Origin of the sequence: Pseudoxanthomonas helianthi, from assembly GCF_017939625.1 — a bacterium.
In the GTDB taxonomy this organism is placed as follows: Bacteria; Pseudomonadota; Gammaproteobacteria; order Xanthomonadales; family Xanthomonadaceae; genus Pseudoxanthomonas_A; species Pseudoxanthomonas_A helianthi.
This window is the reverse complement of sequence record NZ_JAGKTC010000001.1, coordinates 691,835-710,149: the sequence shown is the minus strand read 5'-3', so window position 1 is coordinate 710,149 and position 18,315 is coordinate 691,835. Positions and strand designations below refer to the sequence as shown.

Sequence of the window (18,315 nt, the reverse complement as noted above, 5' to 3'; positions counted from 1 at the left end):
TGGATAACCCCCATGGACAGAAGAAACTTCCTGCGCAACAGCCTTGCGGCGACCGCCGTCGCCGCCACTGCCCCGGGCATACACGCCGGGGCGAGAGCGGCAAACGGCACGGCTGACAGCATCGCGCGGATACCGGTCATGCCGCGCTTGCAACCCGCAAGCGCTGCCAAGGCGCCGGACATGGTCCCGATGGGTGCATTCACCCATGCGGGGCGGCAATGGACCGTCCACGAAGACCTCGACCGCATCGACGGTGACCTGCAACTGAGATGCGACCAGGGCGTCCTGGTCCTGGGCAAACGGACCGAAGCGGCGTGGGGCAGCGATTCGCCGCCGTATTTCGGCATGGCGCTGCGCGATGTCGCGATGGCCGAAGCCGATCTGTTGGCCGATCGCCTGCTGCGCGACGGCGATCCAGACGAGGCGGAAGTGCGCGACGTGGCGCCGCCGCCGGCCTCGCGGCTGGACGCCAAGGACTACAACGGCCGTCTGCCATGGACGACCTTCGTCGGCACCGCGGAGGGCAACGACACCATGCAGGTGTTTCCCGACGGACGCACGCGCACATATCGTGCCATCCAGTATTTCCCCGAACTGGCCAGGAACGAATGGGTCGCCCGGCGCAGCGAAGGATTGCTGGGCGGATGGATGCCGGCCGTGCACAAGGCGATTCCGGCGGGCGAAGGCCGCTGGTACGACATCCTGGTATTCGCTGACGTCAACGCCGGCGACAAGTTCGTGGTGCAGACCTGGCACCGGGCGATGCTGGTGGAAGGCGGCAAGGCCACCCAGGTGGTGTATGGCCACAGCTATCCGGAGTTCCCGCCCGCAAGGCGCAGCGCCAGTGCGGAACAGTTCTATGCCGGCCTGGTCGATTTCGCCGGCTACTGGGAACAGAAGTTGGCGGATTTCCCGGCGTTGCGCTTGCCCGACCCGAGTTGGGCCGACATGGCGCGCCACGCCTTCGCGCGCGAGCTGGTGGTACGGCCTGGCGGCGTCGAGCCGAAATACGGCGCGGTCGACCGCGACTACTACGGCAACGAATACGACGGCTTCCAGGACACTTTCACCAGCTCGCTGTATGCCAACCTGGAATGGGGACGGTTCGACCAGGCTGCCGCCGTGCTGGACAACTACTTCGTCTCGTTCATGGATGCCGGCGGCATGGTGAACATGCGCGGCCCCGAAGTAGGCCAGTTCGGACTGACCTTGTCGCTGCTGGCGCGTTACCTGCGCTGCACCGGCGATGTCGCGTTGCTGCGCAAGCACCTCGGCAAGATCGAGGGTACCGCACGCATCCTGACCGACCTGCACGACGCCAGCCTCGCCTTGCCGAAGAGCGACCGCGGCCACGGCCTGCTGCATGGCTGGAACGAATCGGACGCGTGCCTGTATCCCGATCCCTCGCTGTGGTGGAAACCGTATTACGCCAACAGCGCCATGGCGATACGCGGATGGGAGGACATAGCCGCGGTGTGGTCCATGCTGTCCTCGCAGGCTGCGCTGCCGCAACGGTGGCTGCAAAGGGCCGGGCAGTTGCGCGAACGCCTGTTGCAGAGCATCCGCGCCAACGTGCGCCGCGACCTGACCCCGGCCTATCTCGGTCCGTTGCCCGGTACCCGCGAAACCTTTCGCCAGGCGATGTCGCAGGAGGATCCCAGCAAGAGCGAGCAGCTGTGGTCGCATCGCGTCTACGTCGAGCTGCTGCAGGCCGATGTACTGCCTGCGGATCTGGCCAACCTGATGATCGATTGCCTGCGCGGGCACGGAGGCACCACGCTCGGCATCGTTTCCAACATCTGGAAACCTTCGCCGGAAGCGCGCGACATCCTCGGTTTCATCTCCTACGGCCATGCGCAGCAGTTGCTGCGGCTGGACAGGATCGAGGAATACCTGCTGTTCCTGTATGCGCATCGCTACCAGGCGCACACGCGCGGCAGTTGGACGGCGGGCGAAGTGGCCGGCATCACCGGCGGCATGCCGCTGTTCTGCATGCCGGCGCAAATGACCGTGCCGTTGCTGTTGCGCTGGATGCTCGTCTTCGATCAGGGCGACGAATTGTTCATCGCGCGCGCAGTGCCGCGCGATTGGCTCGCCCGCGGAACGCCGATCGCCGCCGAAGGCCTGCCCACGCCCTGGGGTCGCGTCAGCCTGGAATTGCAGTGCAAGCCTGACGAACAGCGGATCGATGGCCATCTGACGCTGCCGACGCGTGCTCCCGGGCACACGTGGTTGACGCTGCGCGTGCCGGCGGGAAAGGCGTTGCGCAAAGTGGTCGTCGACGGTCGGGAAGCGGGAATCGAAGGTCCGCATGAGGATCGCGTCCGCGTCGATGCCGCGCCCGGATCGCGCGTACGTATACAAGCTTTCTATGGCTGACTTATTCGAATCGATATCGATGCGATAGCGCGGCATCGCGCCTTTTGTAAATTGCTCAGCATATTGCGGATATCTGCATTCCGCCTCGTCAATTGCGTCTAGACGGCATGCGACGTAGATCAAGAAGATGACGCCGTCAAGATGATTTCGTGACGCAAGGTGGAAGCGTCCGATTCTCGACCTAGCGCGCCGACAGGGCGATCGCCGTCGCTACGACACTCCAATTGCCAGCCAGAAAATCCAAGAGGATTCCCGATGCAAGCCAGCCTCACCTGCCGTGCCCCTGCCGTCGCGGCGCGTTACGCGAAAACCACGCTGCGGCCACTGGCCCTGGCCATTTCCCTGGCGGTTGCGAGCGTGCCGGCGCTGGCACAGGAGACTGCTTCTGGCGCCGACGAAAGCGACAAGCAAGCGACCACGCTCAATGCCGTCACCGTGACCGGCTCCCACATCCGCCGCGTCGATGCCGAAACCGCCAGCCCGGTGATCACGATCGACCGGCAGCAGATCGAAGACAGCGGCAAGTCCACCATCGGCGATCTGTTGCAGGACCTGCCCGCGATGGCGGGTTTCATGCCCAACGTCGCGATGAACTCCGGCTTCAGCCATGGCCGCGCGCTGGTTTCGCTGCGCAACCTCGGTCCGCAACGCACCCTGGTGCTGGTCAACGGTCATCGCATGGCCGGCCCGGCCAGCAGCGTCAGTGCTGCGCCTGGCGTCGACGTGAACGCGTTGCCGGCGGCAATGGTGGAGCGGATCGACGTGCTTACAGACGGTGCGTCGTCCGTCTACGGTTCGGACGCGATCGCGGGCGTGGTCAACATCATCCTCAAGGACAAGTACGACGGCTTCGCGGTGACCGCCGACTACGGCGCCAGCAGTCACGGCGACGGCAACCGCCGCACCATGGGCGTGGAGTGGGGCAAGAGCTGGGACCGCGGAAGCTTGATCCTAGGCCTGACCCACAGTTCCATGAACGCGCTGTACGACTCCGATCGCAGCTACGCCAGGAAGCGCCTGCAATACGTGAATGGCCAGGTCGCGGAAATGCGCGGCACCGGTACCACCGCCAGGCTCTCCGATGGCAGCGTCTGGGCGCCGAACGCCGACATGGCGCCCGGCGCGGTCACGGCCGACGATTTCCACGAGTTCGTCTCCGGCGTCGACGGCTACAACAGCTATTACGGCCAGTACCTGATCACCCCGGTCGAGCGCACCAATTTCGCCGCGCATGCGACCTTCGACTTCACCCCGAACGTGCAGGGCTACCTGGACGCCTTCTGGGCCAGCAGCAAGACCACCTCGCAGCTGACCGCGTATGGCCTGTACATCCCCAACGCCGCACAGAACTACTACAACCCGTTCGGCGACGACCTGGTCAGCTACAACATGCGCTCGATCGGCGCCAATACCCGTGTCTACAAGTCGGAGATGTACCAGACCAACATCGTCGGCGGCCTGCGCGGCATGGTGCCGGACACGTCGTGGCAATGGGAGGCCAGCGCCGGTTATGCCAAGTACAAGGACACCCTCGTGCGCACGGGCTTCTCGGTGACTTCCGCGCTCAACAACGCCGCGGGTGCCTCCTTCATGGACGAAACCGGGACGCTCCGCTGCGGCACGCCCGGCAACGTCATCGCCAACTGCACGCCGATCAACGTGTTCAATCCGGAAGATCCGGCGACGATCGCCGCGATCCGGGCCACGCAGATGCCGGTGGACCTGCTGGACAACAGCACGATGAAGTTCGCCGAGGCGAGCGTCAACGGCAATCTCTTCGCCTTGCCCGCGGGCGACGTGCAAGCCGCCTTCGGCCTGGTGTACCGCAGGAACGACTTCAGCCAGGGCACGACCAGCACGGTCGCGGCCGCGGACGAGTTCGGCAGTTGCGATTACAACGACGGCTGCATCCTCAACCAGGGTCGCGAAGAGTTGGTCAAGGAAGCCTATGCGGAATTCCTGATCCCGCTGCTCAAGGGCGCGCCGATGGCCGATACGTTGAACCTCAACATCGGCTCCCGCTACTCGAAGTACAACGCCTGGGGCAGCACCACCAACAGCAAGGTCGCCATCGAATGGCGGCCCATCTCCAACCTGCTGGTACGCGCGACGGCGTCGGAAGTGTTCCGGGCGCCGGCACTCGGCGATCTGTACGGCTCTCCGTACAACGGCATCATGGATCCCGCCGAGGAATACTACGATCCCTGCGCCGGCTACACCGGCGGCGGCAATCCCGCGGCGTGCGTCAACGTCCCCACCGACGGCAGCTTCGTAAACACCTCGCAGGTGACGGTGATCACCTCCGGTTCCGCGAACGTCGGCTTCGACATCCAGCCGGAGAAGGGGCGCTCCTATGACGTTGGTTTCGTCTACGACCCGGGTTGGGCCGAAGGCCTGTCCGTCAACATGGACTGGTGGAAGGTCGAACTGGAAGACATGATCAACGGCACCTGGTATGCCGAAGTGCTGGACAAGTGCTATGCCGGCGACAACGCATTCTGCGGATTGATCGAGCGCGATGCGAACGGCCAGCTCGTCACCATCTCGGTGCCCTATGCGATCAATACCGGCAAGGTCGACGTGCGCGGCATGGACGTGGGCTTGCGCTACAAGCTCGCGGAAACGCGTTACGGCGACTTCCGCCTGGGCCTGGACGCCACCTTCATGCAGCAATACCGCATCGCCGGCATCGACCACAACTACGTCGGCGAGTCGTCCAGCCAGGGCAACCTGCCGCGCTGGCGCGGTTCGGTCAACCTGGGCTGGGACCGCGGCCCCTGGCATGCGTCGTGGAATTCCCGCTATATCGGCACCACGACCACCAGCAGCCCCTTTGAAGGGTATTGCGACAACACCGCGGCCGACGGATCCTGCGTGTACTTCGACGTCGGCTCGGTCGTCTATCACGACCTCTCGGTGGGCCGGAAGATCGAAAGCCTGCACCTGAATCTCTCCGGTGGCATCAACAACGTGTTCGACCGCAAGCCGCCGGTGTTCTACGGCTGGACCTCCAGCGCCGCGAATACCGATGCCAGCACCTACGACACGATGGGCCGCTACCTGTGGGTCAAGGCCCGCCTGGAGTTCTGATGGCGCTGCCCCCGGGCGCGACCGGCACGCATGTCGGTCGCGTCCCCGGGACCGGGGAAAGGCCTTTCGGCTCGCCGCATGGTTCCGGCAAGCCGCGCTTTTCGCGAGGGTCTGCTTGAAGCTTGTTCGGGATGTCGGGTGTCAGTGGCGATGATGCGTATGGGCCGGGTACACAAACATGCGCTGTTCGTCGCGATCGGCATCCTGGGGCTAACACTGTCTGCAGGGCCGAGGTCAGCGCAAGCCGAATCGTCGGCGAACAGCAACGCGCAGATCGGCTACCCCGTGTTCAAGGGGCTGGCCGAACCCGTGCCCGATACGGGCGTGGCATTCGTGCCGGGCGCCCATCTGGCGAGAATATTCGCCCTGGACCAGGCCCACGGGGCCGGCCAGCTGCCCGGCAACGATTTCTGGATCGACCGCATGCTTGCGCGTGAAGGCAGCGCGGGCGGTTTCGGCGACGACAACAACTGGCTGTTCACCCGCGGGCGCGCGGCCTACCTGTACACGCATAAGCCGGAACAACCGGGCTTCGTCGGCGAAGCCGCCTATTGGCACAAGACCGGCCACGATGCGTTGTTCAGGCTGCAGGTCGAGCAGGACGGCAAGACGCTGGTACTCCGGGAACTGGCGGCGCAGCGCCGGCAGACGCCGAGCTACTTCAGCAGCATCTACGAAGATGCCGCTGCAGGCGTGCGTCTGCGACTGACCAAGTTCATCACCCGGGAAAACGTGGCGGTGGCGAATGCAGTCTTGTTTTCGACGGATGGGAAGGCCCGCACGCTGACATTGAAGGCATGGTCGCCGATGGCCACCCACGCCGACGGCAACGAGCTTACCGGCGCCTTCGCGGCGCGCAACGGCATCACCACGGTCTTCCCGCGCCTGTCGGGCGATGGCTTCAAGGTCGACGGCGCGGCCATCGTCCGCAGCGTGCGGGTGCCGGCGAACGGTGTCGCGCCGGCCGTGAAGGTGCAACTGGGCCTGGTCACCCGCGAAATCCCGGCCTCGCTGGACGAATACCGCCGTACCGTCGCGCAGGCGCCGCAGCAGGCCTACGCGCGCCACGTGACCGACTACAACCGCTGGTGGGTAGACAACATCCCCTGGCTGGATACGCCGGAAGACAACATCGACAAGACGTTGTTCTATCGCTGGTGGCTGCTGCGCTTCAACTTCCTCGATGCCGACGTGCCGGGCAACGACTACCAGTTCCCGGTGGCGATCGAGGGCGTGCTCGGCTACAACAACGCCATCGTCCTGACCACGTGCATGTTCATCGACGACCTGAAGTACCTGCGCGACCCGACCTACGCCTACGGGTCGTGGATCGGAGCGGGCGAGGTCGCGGCCGGCGGCAAGTACGTGGACAACCCCGGTTCTCCGGAGAACTGGTCCAATTCCTACGCGCAGTACATCACGGCCGCGGCCTGGCGTTCGTACCAGGTGCATGGCGGCCCGGCGGCGATCGCGGCGAAGCTCGCCCGCTACGGCCGCGACGACGTCGATGGCCTGCTGAAGGCCTACGACCGTAACGGCAACGGACTGATCGAGTACGACTGGGCGGCGATGACCGGCAACGATGCGGACGCGGTGTCGTTCGACTGGGCCAAGCGCCACGGCATGGCCCGGATGGACCGCACCGAAAGCGCCTACGTCTACGCCAATGCGGTGGCCGCGGCGCAGGCGGCGCGTCTTTCCGGCGATCCGGAGATGGCGGCGGAATTGGAGGCGACGGCGAGCCGGATCCGGGACGCGGTGCTGAAGGTGCTGTGGCAGGACGAAACCCGCGCGCCGGATTCGATGGGCTTGCGCGGCAACCTGCTCAAGCATCGCCAGGCCGCAGGCCCCGGCTCGCTGGTGGACTGGAAAGAAACCAACAACTATTACCCGTTCAGCGTCGGCCTGATGCCGAAGGTCGGCGACCCGGACTACGACCGCAAATACAGGGAAGCATTGCGCTTGTTCGCCGATGCTGGCCAATACCCTGTGTTCCCGTTCTACACGGCCAACCAGGCGGACAAGCATGCCCGTGGCGAGGAGGGCAGCAACAACTTCTCCGTGATCAACTCAACCGTCGCGTTTCGCCTGTTCGCCTCGGCGCTGCGCGACTATCCGAGTCCCTACCTGGACGCACAGTCGTACCGCAAGCTGCTGTACTGGAACGCGTGGGCGCATTACATCGACGGCGACAACCGTTATCCCGATCAGAACGAGTTCTGGGCCAAGGGCAGCGCCGGCCGGGGAGGCAGCATCGGCTACCGGTCATGGATCCACCACACGCAGCTGGGTGCGACCAACTTCACCATGATCGAGGACGCGATGGGTTTGCGCCCGCGCAGCGACGCGAAGATCGAACTGTATCCGGTCGATATCGGCTGGGACCATTTCGCCGCGGACAATCTGCGCTATCACGGCCACGATCTGTCGATCACGTGGGATCGCGACGGCCGCCATTATGGCGGAGCGATCCCGCGAGGCTATTCGGTTTTCGTCGATGGCAAGCTGGCGTTCACCGTCGATCGCCTGGCGCACGTGGTCTACGATCCTGCGACCGGCGAAGTCGAGACGGCAGCGGATGCCATCAATCCGTCGCAGGCGCGGATGGTTTCGGCACGGCCCGTTAAATTGGAAAGACCGGAACAGGTGGCAATCGCGCCGGACGCGCGTGTTGCCGACGTTCTGGGCAAGGCGGGGATCGGCGTCGACTTGCGGCAAGCCGACGATCGCAACCTGGCCCAAGGTGCGAAGGCCTCGGCGAGCTACGCCGCACCGGGTTTTGCGCCGGAGACAGCGGTCGACGGCAGCACCGCCAACGAGCCGTTCTGGGGCAGCGCCGGTTCGCCATCGCCCCAGGACTGGGTCGAACTCGACTTCGGCCAGCCTCGTTCCTTCGACGACGTGCGCGTGTACTTCTATCGCAGCTCGTCGCCGGCAGGCGAACAGCATGGCTTCTTTTCCGGAACCCGCGCGGCTTATGCGCCACCGTGGATGTATTCGTTGCAATACCTCGACGGGACGCAATGGAAGGCCGTCCCAGGTCAGTTGCGCGACGACCCGATCGTGCAAGGCAACCTCAATCGCGTGCGCTTTCCGGCAATCACCGCCTCTCGCCTGCGCCTGCTGGTAACCCATGCCGGAACCATGCGCACCGGCATCAAGGAAGTCCAGGTGCGGGCGACGGGAGCGAAGGTTCCCGCGCGCGCCGCGAACCTGGCGCCTCGCGTCGAGGCCTGGCAGGAAGATCGCCCGGGCGCCGCTGCCGCAGTGCGCGTGGTCGGTCGCATCGGCGACGATGCCCTGCCGCGTGGAACGTTGGCGTTGCGCTGGTCGATGGTTTCGGGACCGAAGGAGGGCGAGGCGATCTTCGAGGATGCCGCCGCGGCCACTGGCACCGTCCGCTTCACGCAGCCGGGCGACTATGTGCTAAGGCTGACTGCGGACGACGGCGCGTTGCAGGGCCATGCGGATGTTCGCGTAAATGCGCCGGCTCCGGAATCCGGGCGTGAGGTCGAGATACAGGGCGAAGCCGTCGCCAGCGCCGAGTTCACCGCCTCGCACCACCGCGTGCAGGCCTTGAACGATGGAATCGTGCCGACGCCGGGCAACGAGCTCTCCGCCGATCGGCGTTGGGGTAGTTGGGGGCGGCAGCAACCCGCGACGGTATGGCTGCAATACGAATGGCGGAAGCCCGTGCGGATATCCGCCAGCGCACTGCATTTCTGGGACGACCAACCGGAAGGCGGCGTCGCGCAGCCGGTTGCATGGCGACTGCAGTATCGCGCTGGAGGCCAATGGGTCGATATCGTGCCCAAGGGCGGCTATGCGATCGCGGACAAGGACAGGGCCAGTCTCGCGCGTTTCGCGCCGATCACGACCGACGCGTTGCGCGCCGTCGTCGCGACGGCCAGCCATGATGGCGGCCACGCGGCATTGGGCGTGGACGAGTGGCGGGTCTTCGCCGATGTGCCGGTATCCGTGGCTTCGGTCGACGTGCGTACTGGAATCGGCCGAGCGCCAAACCTGCCCCGGCAAGTGGACGCACGTTACGCCGACGGCACCACGATGAAGATCGACGTGATCTGGCCGCAGGTGGATGCGTCTCAATTGAAAACCGACGGGCGCATCGACGTGCACGGCCTGGCCGATGGCGGCCTGCCGGTATCGGCGAGCGTCTGGGTGCGCGCGGCCGAGCCGGGACAGATCAACACCGTCGACGCGTTGCCGCCGGTGAAGACGCTCGTCCGCCGCATGCCGACGCTGCCGGACCTGGCCACGGTCCAGTACAACGACGGTTCGCGCGAATTGCGCGGCATCGAATGGGCTCCGGTCGCGGCGAACAGCTATGCCCGCGCCGGCCGCTTCGTCGTGGAGGGCCATGTGGCGGGCCGGGGTGGCAGCGGGCGACTGCCGATCCGGGTCGAGGTCCTGGTCGAAGGCGAATGAACGCGCCGCGAAGCGTCGTGCACCAGAAAGTCCATCGTTACGGGAAAGCCAGCATGCCGTCGTTGCAGAACAAATTCCTGGCGTTGTGCACTTGCCTCGCCACCCTCGTGCCTGCCGCTTCCGCGAAGGCGCCGGCGCGAGCCCTCCATGCAGAACGCAATCCGATCCTGTCCGATGGCGAGTACTACTCGGCCGATCCGGCGCCGCTGGTGGCCGATGGTCGGCTCTACATCCTGGCCGGACGCGACGAGGCGCCGGAGGACGTCAACGATTTCATCATGAAGGAATGGCAGCTGCTGGAGACCGCGGACGTCGCTGGCGGAAACTGGACGCACCATCCTTCATTGCTGCGGCCGGAGCAGGTGTTCGCCTGGGCGGCTCCGGGACGGGCCTACGCCAGCCAGATCGTGCGCGGGTCGGACAAGCGCTACTACCTGTATGCGCCCGTGGAAGAGCGCGATTCGTCGAACAAGGATCCATTCGCCATCGGCGTGGCCGTCGCCGACAGTCCGCTCGGGCCGTGGCGGGATGCGCATCCGCAAGGCCCGATCGTGTCGCAGTCCCTACCAGAACCGAACCACATCCAGAACATCGATCCGACCGTGCTGCTCGATGACGACGGCCGCGCCTACCTGTACTGGGGAACCTTCGGTCAGCTGCGCGGCATCGAGCTGGACCGCGACATGGTCACGCCGAAAGGCAAGACAGTGACTGTATCGACGCTGGACGGCTTCTTCGAAGCGCCCTGGCTGTTCAAGCGCAACGGCGTCTATTACCTGGCCTATGCCGGCAACAAGGCGGGTCCCGATTCCGAATGCACACCGGCGCTGTATCACGCCTGCGTCGCCTACGGTACTGCGCCTTCGCCAATGGGACCGTGGACCTATCGCGGCGTGGTCCTGGCGCCGGTCTCCTCGACCACGTCGCATCCGGGCATCGTGCAGTTCAAGGGACAGTGGTATCTCGTCTATCACACCGCCGATGCGAAAGGCGGTGGCCATTTCCGCCGCAGCGTGGCCATCGACCGGCTCGAATGGGACGACAGTGCGTCGCCCGCGCGCATGCTCCCGGTGACGCCGACGCGTCCTCCCACGCCGCCGCAGGCCGCCACGCGCAACGTCGCGCCGGCGGCATGGGCATCGGCTTCCAACAGTCCGGATGTTCCGGTGCAGTACTGGATCCGCGCCTTGAACGACGGAATCGTCAGGAAATCGCCGTTGCCGCCGGACATGTGGGGCAGTTGGACGCCACACAATCCGCCACGGCAATGGATCCAGTACAGCTGGGATCGGCCGGTCGCCATCGATGCCACGCGGATCATGTTCTGGGCCGACCAGCCGGCTGGCGCCAACGTCGGCGTCGCGCCGCCCAAGGCCTGGCATCTCGAATATTTCGACGAGGGATCGTGGCGGCCGGTACGCGATGCCAGCGCCTACGCCAGCCGGCCCGGCCGTTTCGAGCAGACGACCTTCGCCCCCGTGACCACGCGTTGCGTGCGTGCGGTCTTCGACGCGTCGGGCGACGACAAGGGCCATGCCGCTATCGCGGTACAGGAATGGGAAGTGCTGGCGGTCGAGCCGCAACGGCTGCTCACGGTTTCATCCTCAGCGGCACGGCACTGCGATGCGCATTGAACGCGTTCGATCGCACAAGCGGCGCCCGGGAAGATCGGCGGGTGCGGCCATCTGGCCGAAGCGGTTGCTTGCACTCGCGGCGCTTGCCACTGGCTGCGCATGGGCAGGGGAGTCGGCTCAGGCCCCGCATGCCCTGGTGCGCTCGTATGCCTCGTTCACCGTCGCCGCGCCACCGGCGGCGCTTGGCCTGGATCCGTTCTACGCCAAGCACGTCGATGCCGGCGGCATCCCGGTGGTGTCCTCGGCCAGGGTTTCGGACGACGCATTGCTGATCGCCCGCGACATCGTCGACGCCATGCTCGCCCATCGGCCCGACGTGCGTGTGGACATGGTCGGTCGCGGCGTGCGCGTGGGCGTGATGGCGATCGACGAAGGCACGATGGATCTTCCCGAGCAGCGCGACTGGAAGAAACCGGCCAAGGACGATCCGCGCCTGACCTTTTGCGAACGCAAAAACTACGCACGCATCGCGGCGATGACCGACGCGCAATACTGGAACGGCCGCGCACGCGGCATGGGCGGTGATTACACCACGGTCGGCGAAGAGAACCTGCTCGGCGTGGCGGGCTCCCGTTACTTCGGCGAAAGCATCCTCGTGCACGAGTTCTCGCACAACATCCTGTCCACCCTGCAAAGAATCGAGCCGGATTTCCATCGCGAAGTCGAAGCTGCCTACGGGCAGGCGATGCGCAAGGGTTTGTGGGCCGACTCGTATGCGATGACGACGGTGCAGGAGTACTGGGCCGAAGGCACGCAATTCTGGTTCGACTCCAACATGGCGTATGCGAACGGCGCATCGACCATCGCCGACGATCAGGATCTCGCCCGATACGATCCCGTGCTTCATCGGCTGCTGGGCAGGGTCTACGGCGACACGCATCGCATCCCCGCGGACGTGTTCCACATGAGTCCGGCGCGATTGCTCGTGCATCCCGTCGGGTCGGGCGGTTGTTGATCGGCCGGGACGCTTTGGGGCAGCGTCTTACTAATACGTATAAAAATATCGATATATGCCTAAATAATAATTTTTGCATATATCAGCGTGGAAGCTGATTGATTTCCGCAAGACGCTTGAAGGCCCTTGGGTGACGCTTGGTTCAAGACAGGCTTCCGGCCTGCTTCGGGGGAGTAAGCGGTGTCAGCCGCCGGTCGAGTGCATAGCTGGGGAGGGTGCCCGGGCATGCGGCCCCTGGATTGTTCTTTTACCCCGTCACGAGGTCATTCATGAGCAGATCCAGTCAGCTTCAACCCCGGGGCAGCCGCATGCGACCCGCATTGTTGTGCGGCGCCGTGCTCGCGGCCCTTTTGCCGATGCTGTCCGCCCAGGCGCAGGACGCAACGGGTGGCATCGGCGGCTCGGTCGCCGGTGCCGTGCCCGCCGACGCGCGCATCGTCATCCGCAATCTCGGCACGGGCGCGTCGCAGGAAAGCCGGCCCGATGCCTCCGGTGCCTACGTCCGCGAAGGCCTGAATCCGGGCGAATACGAAGTGGTGCTGATGAGCGGCGATCGCAGGCTCTCGTCCCGCCGCGTCAGGATCGAAGCGGGCAAAGTCGCCTCGTTGGCCTTGTCCGCCAGCGGCGCGATGCCGAGCGACGCGGACGCGCAGGAAATGGACAAGGTCGTGGTCAAGGGCATTCGCGGCAGCCTGGAATCGGCGCAGGAAAAGAAGCGCAACGCGAAGAACATCGTCGACGCGATCGTTTCCGAAGACGTCGGCAAGTTGCCCGACAACAACGTCCCTGAGGCATTGTCGCGAGTGACGGGCGTGCAGCTCGACCGCATCCATGGCGAGGGCTCGGGCGTCTCCATCCGCGGCCTCACCGACATCCAGACGACGATCAACGGCAACATGTCCAGCGTCGGCGAAGGGCGTGCGACCAACCTGGCCGACATCCCTGCCGAATTGCTGAAGTCGGTGGAAGTGCACAAGAACCGTACCGCCGACCAGGTGGAGGGTGGTATCGCCGGCACCGTCAACGTGGAATTGCGCCGCCCGCTAGACCTGCCCAAGGGTTCGACGGTCGCCGGCAGCCTGCGCACGGTCTACAGCGACATCGGCAAGGACTGGAGCCCTTACGGCAGCGTGCTGTGGTCGAACCGGTTCGACACCGGGCACGGCGAATTCGGCGTCCTGCTCAACGCCTCGTATACCGAGAACAACTACGAGGAGAATTTCGTAGACAGCGAATCGCCCAGCCTGTTCTTCGCCGAGACGTACGACAACATGCCGGCGAACTTGCGCGATGTCGCCATTGCGCCCTATGCGGTGAACTACGGCGTCGAGAAAGGTTCGATCAAGCGCCCCTCGTTGAATGCCGCACTGCAGTGGAAACCGTCCGAGAACCTGGATTTCCTGCTCGAAGGCTCGTATTTCGGCAGCAACGAGAAGCGCCAGCGCGACCGCCTGCACCTGGTGGTCCGGGAATGGAACTACGATCTTTCCGACATCCAGCTGGCGCCCGATGGCCAGACCGTGCAGTCGGTGACCGTGTCGCGCCCCGATGGGGTCAATGGCGGGCCCGAGTCCTATTTCGAGATGGTGGACTCTGACAACTACACCACAAACTTCGAAACCCACTGGCACAACGAATCGTTCAAGGTCGATGGTGGCCTGCAATACAACTGGAGCAAGACCCAGTACTACGGCATCCTGCAGATCATGCGGTTGGCCGGCGCGACCAGCGCCAGCATCGACGTGAATTCGCCCAACGTTCCCGGCGGCGGGCCGTACATCGATTTCATCGGGGCGGATCTGGACGACTTGAGCAGCTATCGGTTGCTGCAGTTGCACGACGAACTCGCCCGCGCCAAGTCCAATGAACTGATCGGTCACCTGGACCTGACCTATACGCCCGCCGGCGACGGGTTCGTCCGCTCGGTGCAGACGGGCGTTCGTTTCACGGATCGGGATACTGAACGCTTCTATGGCTATCGGGATGCGATACCGATGCAGGACGGGCAATCGCCTTCCCTGGTCGATTTCCCCACGGGCGGCAACATCCTGACCACCCAGCTGAACCTCGACGGAGCGGCCAACCTGCCCAGTTGGTACCACCTGTCGGGCGCGGACTTGTACTCGCAATGGGGCTCGGTGCTGTCGTACCTCGCCACCAACTATCCGGGGCAATGGTGGTCTTCCGAATGGAGCAGTTACCGTCCCCAGGCGAATCGTGGCGGCAGTTACGTCTCCAACGAAAAGACTGCGGCGGCCTATGTGAATTTGAACTTCGGCTTCGACGCAGGCGTGCCGGTCGATGGCACAGCCGGCGTTCGTGTGGCCAGAACGGAGGGCGTGAGCACCAGCGCCAACTACCGGCCGGATACGGTCAATGGCGGTCCCGATATCATCCAGAATGCGACCGGCAAGGGCAGCTACACCGATGTGATGCCCAGCATCAACGGCATCGTTCATTTCACTGACAAATTACAGTTGCGCCTCGCGTATACCAAGAATGTGGAGCGGCCACCGTTCTATGAGCTTCGCCCATTCGCCTATTACGAAACCCGCGCCAATCCGCCAGCCGTATACGCGGGGAACCCGGATCTCAGGCCGAATCGCGAGAGCAGCTACGACATGTCGCTGGAGTATTACTTCGGTCGGGCGGGGTCCGCCAGCCTCGCTACGTTCGTCAAGAAGCCGGATGGCTTCATGTATTACGGCGTCGAGGAAGAATATGTGCCGGAGCTTGGCACCAACGCCCTGGTCTTCCAGAACCGCAATGCGGGCCCTGGCGAATTCCGCGGTTACGAATTCTCGGTGCAGAGCTTCTTCGACTTCCTGCCGGGCAAATGGTCCAACTTTGGCGCCAGCGCCAATTTCACCTATCTGGACAAGTTCGAGATCCTGTTCCCGTTCAGCGAGGAGGAAGCGCAGATCCCGGGCATTTTCGATGCCCCGGGTACATCCAAATCAACCATGAACCTGGCGCTGTACTACGACACCCCGAAGTTCAGTGCGCGACTGGCCTACAACCAGCGTTCCAAGCGCAAGGATTTCGTCTGGACCGAGCAACCGGCCTATTCGCCCTACACCATGGAAACATCGCGGCTCGACGCGGCGCTCAACTACACTCCGTACAAGTTCGTCACCTTCAGCCTGGAAGCGACCAACCTGCTGGGCGACAGGACCGAGCGTTACTTCGGCAACACCAAGTATCTGCCGCTGGGGCCGCGTTACGAGGCCAAGACCTACCAGTTCAGCGTGCGCATGCGCTGGGATTGAGGAAGGGCGCCTGAGCCGATAAGACGATTGAACCAGTATGGGACGCTGCCTCTCCCTCCCAATCGTCCTGGCCCGGCCGGGCGTTGAGGCAGCGTCCACTTTTCTTTCCGGTATGACCGGGCCGTAGCCGAGGCGCAACACGATGACGAAACCCCACACGTGCCCCCATTCTCCCGCCGATTCGTCGATCGAAAACGCCGCGCGCCGCCGCTTCATGCAATGGAGCGCGCTGGCCGTGGCCGCCGGCTTGCTGAAATTCCCGCTTGAGGCCGCCGCGTCGGAAGCGGGGAAAGTCACGGCGGTGCCGCTGCAGGCCGTTCGGCTGAAGCCGTCGCTGTTCCTGGATTCCCTGCTGGTCAACCAGCGCTATCTGTTCGAGCTGGAGCCGGACCGGTTGCTGCATACCTTTCTCAAGTATGCCGGGCTGGAGCCGAAGGGCGCGATCTACGGCGGCTGGGAAGGCGACACCATTTCCGGACATACCCTGGGCCATTACCTGAGCGCGTTGGCCAAGCTGCATGCGCAGACCGGCGATGCCGAAGCGAAGACGCGGATCGACTACATCGTGTCCGAACTGGCGCGCGCGCAGGCGCGCGACGGCGACGGCTACGTCGGCGGGTTCTCGCGCAAGAACGACAAGGGCGAAATCGAAGGCGGCAAGGTGGTGATGGAGGAAGTGCGCCGCGGCATCATCAAGGGCAGCGCCTTCAACCTCAACGGCAGCTGGTCGCCGCTGTATACCGAGCACAAGTTGTTCGCCGGCCTGCTCGATGCGCACGAACTGGCGGGCAACCGGCAGGCGCTGGAAGTCCTAGAGAAAGCGGCGGCGTATTTCGCCGGCGTGTTCGACGCGCTGGACCACGAGCAGATGCAGAAACTGCTGGACAGCGAGTTCGGCGGGTTCAACGAGTCGTACATCGAGCTGGGCGCGCGCACGGGCAACCCGCGCTGGATCGCCATCGGCAAGCGCCTGCGCCACGAAAAGGTGGTGGACCCGGCCATCGCCGGCAAGGACGACCTGCCGCACCGCCACGCCAACACCCAGGTGCCGAAGTTCATCGGCGAAGCCCGCCAGTTCGAAGTGGCGGGCGATGCGGACTCGGCGGCGGCGGCGCGCTTCTTCTGGGAAACGGTCACCGCGCACTACAGCTACGTCATCGGCGGCAACGCCGATCGCGAATACTTCCAGTCCCCCGACACGATCTCGTCGTTCCTGACCGAACAGACCTGCGAGCACTGCAACAGCTACAACATGCTGAAGCTGACCCGGCACCTGTACCAGTGGACGCCGCAGGCGCGCTACTTCGACTACTACGAGCGCACCCTGCACAACCACACGATGTCGGCCCACCATGCCGACACCGGCATGTTCGCTTACATGCTGCCGATGATCACGGGCGGGGAACGCGGGTTCTCCGACAAGTTCGATTCGTTCTGGTGCTGCGTTGGCAGCGGCATGGAGGCGCACGCGCAATTCGGAGATTCCATCTATTGGCACGATGCCGAATCGCTTTACGTCAACCTGTACATTTCATCGGTACTCGACTGGAAGGAACGCGGCCTGGCGCTGCAGCTGGACAGCGGCGTGCCGGACAACGGCAAGGTGCGCCTGAAGATCGACCGCGCGGGCAACAACGCTCCGTCTCGCCTGATGTTGCGCGTCCCGGCCTGGAGCGAGGGACGCTACACATTGCGCGTGAACGGCCAAGCGCAGAAGGCGAAGGCGGCGGATGGCTATCTGGCCTTGTCGCGCGCCTGGCAGGCGGGCGATGTCGTCGAAGTCGAATTCGACACGCCTCTGCGACTGGAACACGCCGCGGGCGACGAAAACTGCGTCACCGTGATGCGGGGGCCCTTGGCCATGGCCGCCGACCTGGGGCCGGTCAGCGCGCCGTACGACCAGCCGGACCCGGCCCTGGTCGCCGACGTGTCTCCCCTGTCGGGTTTCGCCGAGTTGCCGCAGCCAGGACGCTACCTGGCCAGTACCACCCGGCCGGAGCCGCTGACCTTCGTGCCGTTCTTTTCCCAGTACGACCGCCGCAGCGCGCTGTACTTCCGCTACATGACGTCCGCGCAATGGACGCAGGAAGTTGCGCGCCGGGAGAAGGTCAAGGCCGAAAGCCTTGCGCTGCGCACCAGCGCGGTGGACATGATCCAGTTCGGCAACGAGGAATCGGAGAAGGCGCACAAGCTGGTCAGCGACACCTCGTTCGGCGGTTCCTATCGCCGCCAGCAATGCCGTGACGTGCGCGGCAAGGGCTTCGTCGAATTCGAGATGAAGGGCAGCGACAAGCCGATGGCCTTGCGCCTGCGCTTCTGGGGCAGCGACAAGGGCCGTTTCAATATCCTGGTCAACGGGAAGCTGGCGGTGCAGGTCACGGTCGAGCGCGGCCAGGTCATCGATTTCGTCGACCGCGACTATGCGTTGCCACAGGAACTGACCCGCGGCGCGCAGGCGCTGAAGATCCGCCTTGAACCGCAGCACGGCGATACCGCCGGCCCGCTGTTCGGCGGCTGGCTGATTCCCGCCTGATCCGGAAGG

Annotated in this window: 7 protein-coding genes; all 7 read left to right on the top strand. The window is 64.6% G+C overall.

Annotation, left to right across the window (positions count from 1 at the left end; all coding sequences use genetic code 11):
- Positions 1-12 precede the first annotated feature (12 nt).
- The 7 genes from J5837_RS03300 to J5837_RS03270 all read left to right on the top strand — a co-directional run bounded on the left by J5837_RS03300 (position 13) and on the right by J5837_RS03270 (position 18,306).
- On the top strand, positions 13-2,379 hold the full coding sequence (locus J5837_RS03300) for a Tat pathway signal protein (protein WP_210535291.1): 2,367 nt from the start codon (positions 13-15) through the stop codon (positions 2,377-2,379).
- Between the two features lie 255 nt (positions 2,380-2,634).
- The gene (locus J5837_RS03295; RefSeq protein ID WP_210535290.1) at positions 2,635-5,469 is read left to right on the top strand and encodes a TonB-dependent receptor plug domain-containing protein; all 2,835 of its coding nucleotides are present in this window, start codon (positions 2,635-2,637) and stop codon (positions 5,467-5,469) included.
- 159 nt (positions 5,470-5,628) lie between these two features.
- The gene (locus J5837_RS03290; RefSeq protein WP_244755568.1) at positions 5,629-9,915 is read left to right on the top strand and encodes an Ig-like domain-containing protein; all 4,287 of its coding nucleotides are present in this window, start codon (positions 5,629-5,631) and stop codon (positions 9,913-9,915) included.
- 53 nt (positions 9,916-9,968) lie between these two features.
- Positions 9,969-11,549 carry a family 43 glycosylhydrolase gene (locus tag J5837_RS03285; protein WP_210535289.1) on the top strand — a complete coding sequence of 527 codons (1,581 nt, stop codon included), beginning with the start codon at positions 9,969-9,971 and terminating at the stop codon, positions 11,547-11,549.
- A gap of 136 nt (positions 11,550-11,685) precedes the next feature.
- Entirely contained in the window at positions 11,686-12,504 is an 819-nt protein-coding gene (locus J5837_RS03280) for a hypothetical protein (protein WP_210535288.1), read from the top strand.
- Positions 12,505-12,812: 308 nt separating this feature from the next.
- Positions 12,813-15,773, top strand: coding sequence for a TonB-dependent receptor (locus J5837_RS03275; RefSeq protein ID WP_210535287.1), 2,961 nt, complete (start codon positions 12,813-12,815; stop codon positions 15,771-15,773).
- A 142-nt stretch (positions 15,774-15,915) separates the two neighbouring features.
- Positions 15,916-18,306 (top strand): glycoside hydrolase family 127 protein, encoded by a 2,391-nt coding sequence (locus J5837_RS03270; RefSeq protein ID WP_210535286.1) that lies wholly within the window; start codon positions 15,916-15,918, stop codon positions 18,304-18,306.
- Positions 18,307-18,315: the final 9 nt, after the last annotated feature.

Excerpts from the sequence above, each read along its gene's own strand:
- J5837_RS03295 (WP_210535290.1), top strand. The coding sequence starts at position 2,635 with ATGCAAGCCAGCCTCACCTGCCGTGCCCCTGCCGTCGCGGCGCGTTAC.
- J5837_RS03275 (WP_210535287.1), top strand. The coding sequence starts at position 12,813 with ATGCGACCCGCATTGTTGTGCGGCGCCGTGCTCGCGGCCCTTTTGCCG.
- J5837_RS03300 (WP_210535291.1), top strand. The coding sequence starts at position 13 with ATGGACAGAAGAAACTTCCTGCGCAACAGCCTTGCGGCGACCGCCGTC.
- J5837_RS03270 (WP_210535286.1), top strand. The coding sequence starts at position 15,916 with ATGACGAAACCCCACACGTGCCCCCATTCTCCCGCCGATTCGTCGATC.
- J5837_RS03290 (WP_244755568.1), top strand. The coding sequence starts at position 5,629 with ATGGGCCGGGTACACAAACATGCGCTGTTCGTCGCGATCGGCATCCTG.
- J5837_RS03285 (WP_210535289.1), top strand. The coding sequence starts at position 9,969 with ATGCCGTCGTTGCAGAACAAATTCCTGGCGTTGTGCACTTGCCTCGCC.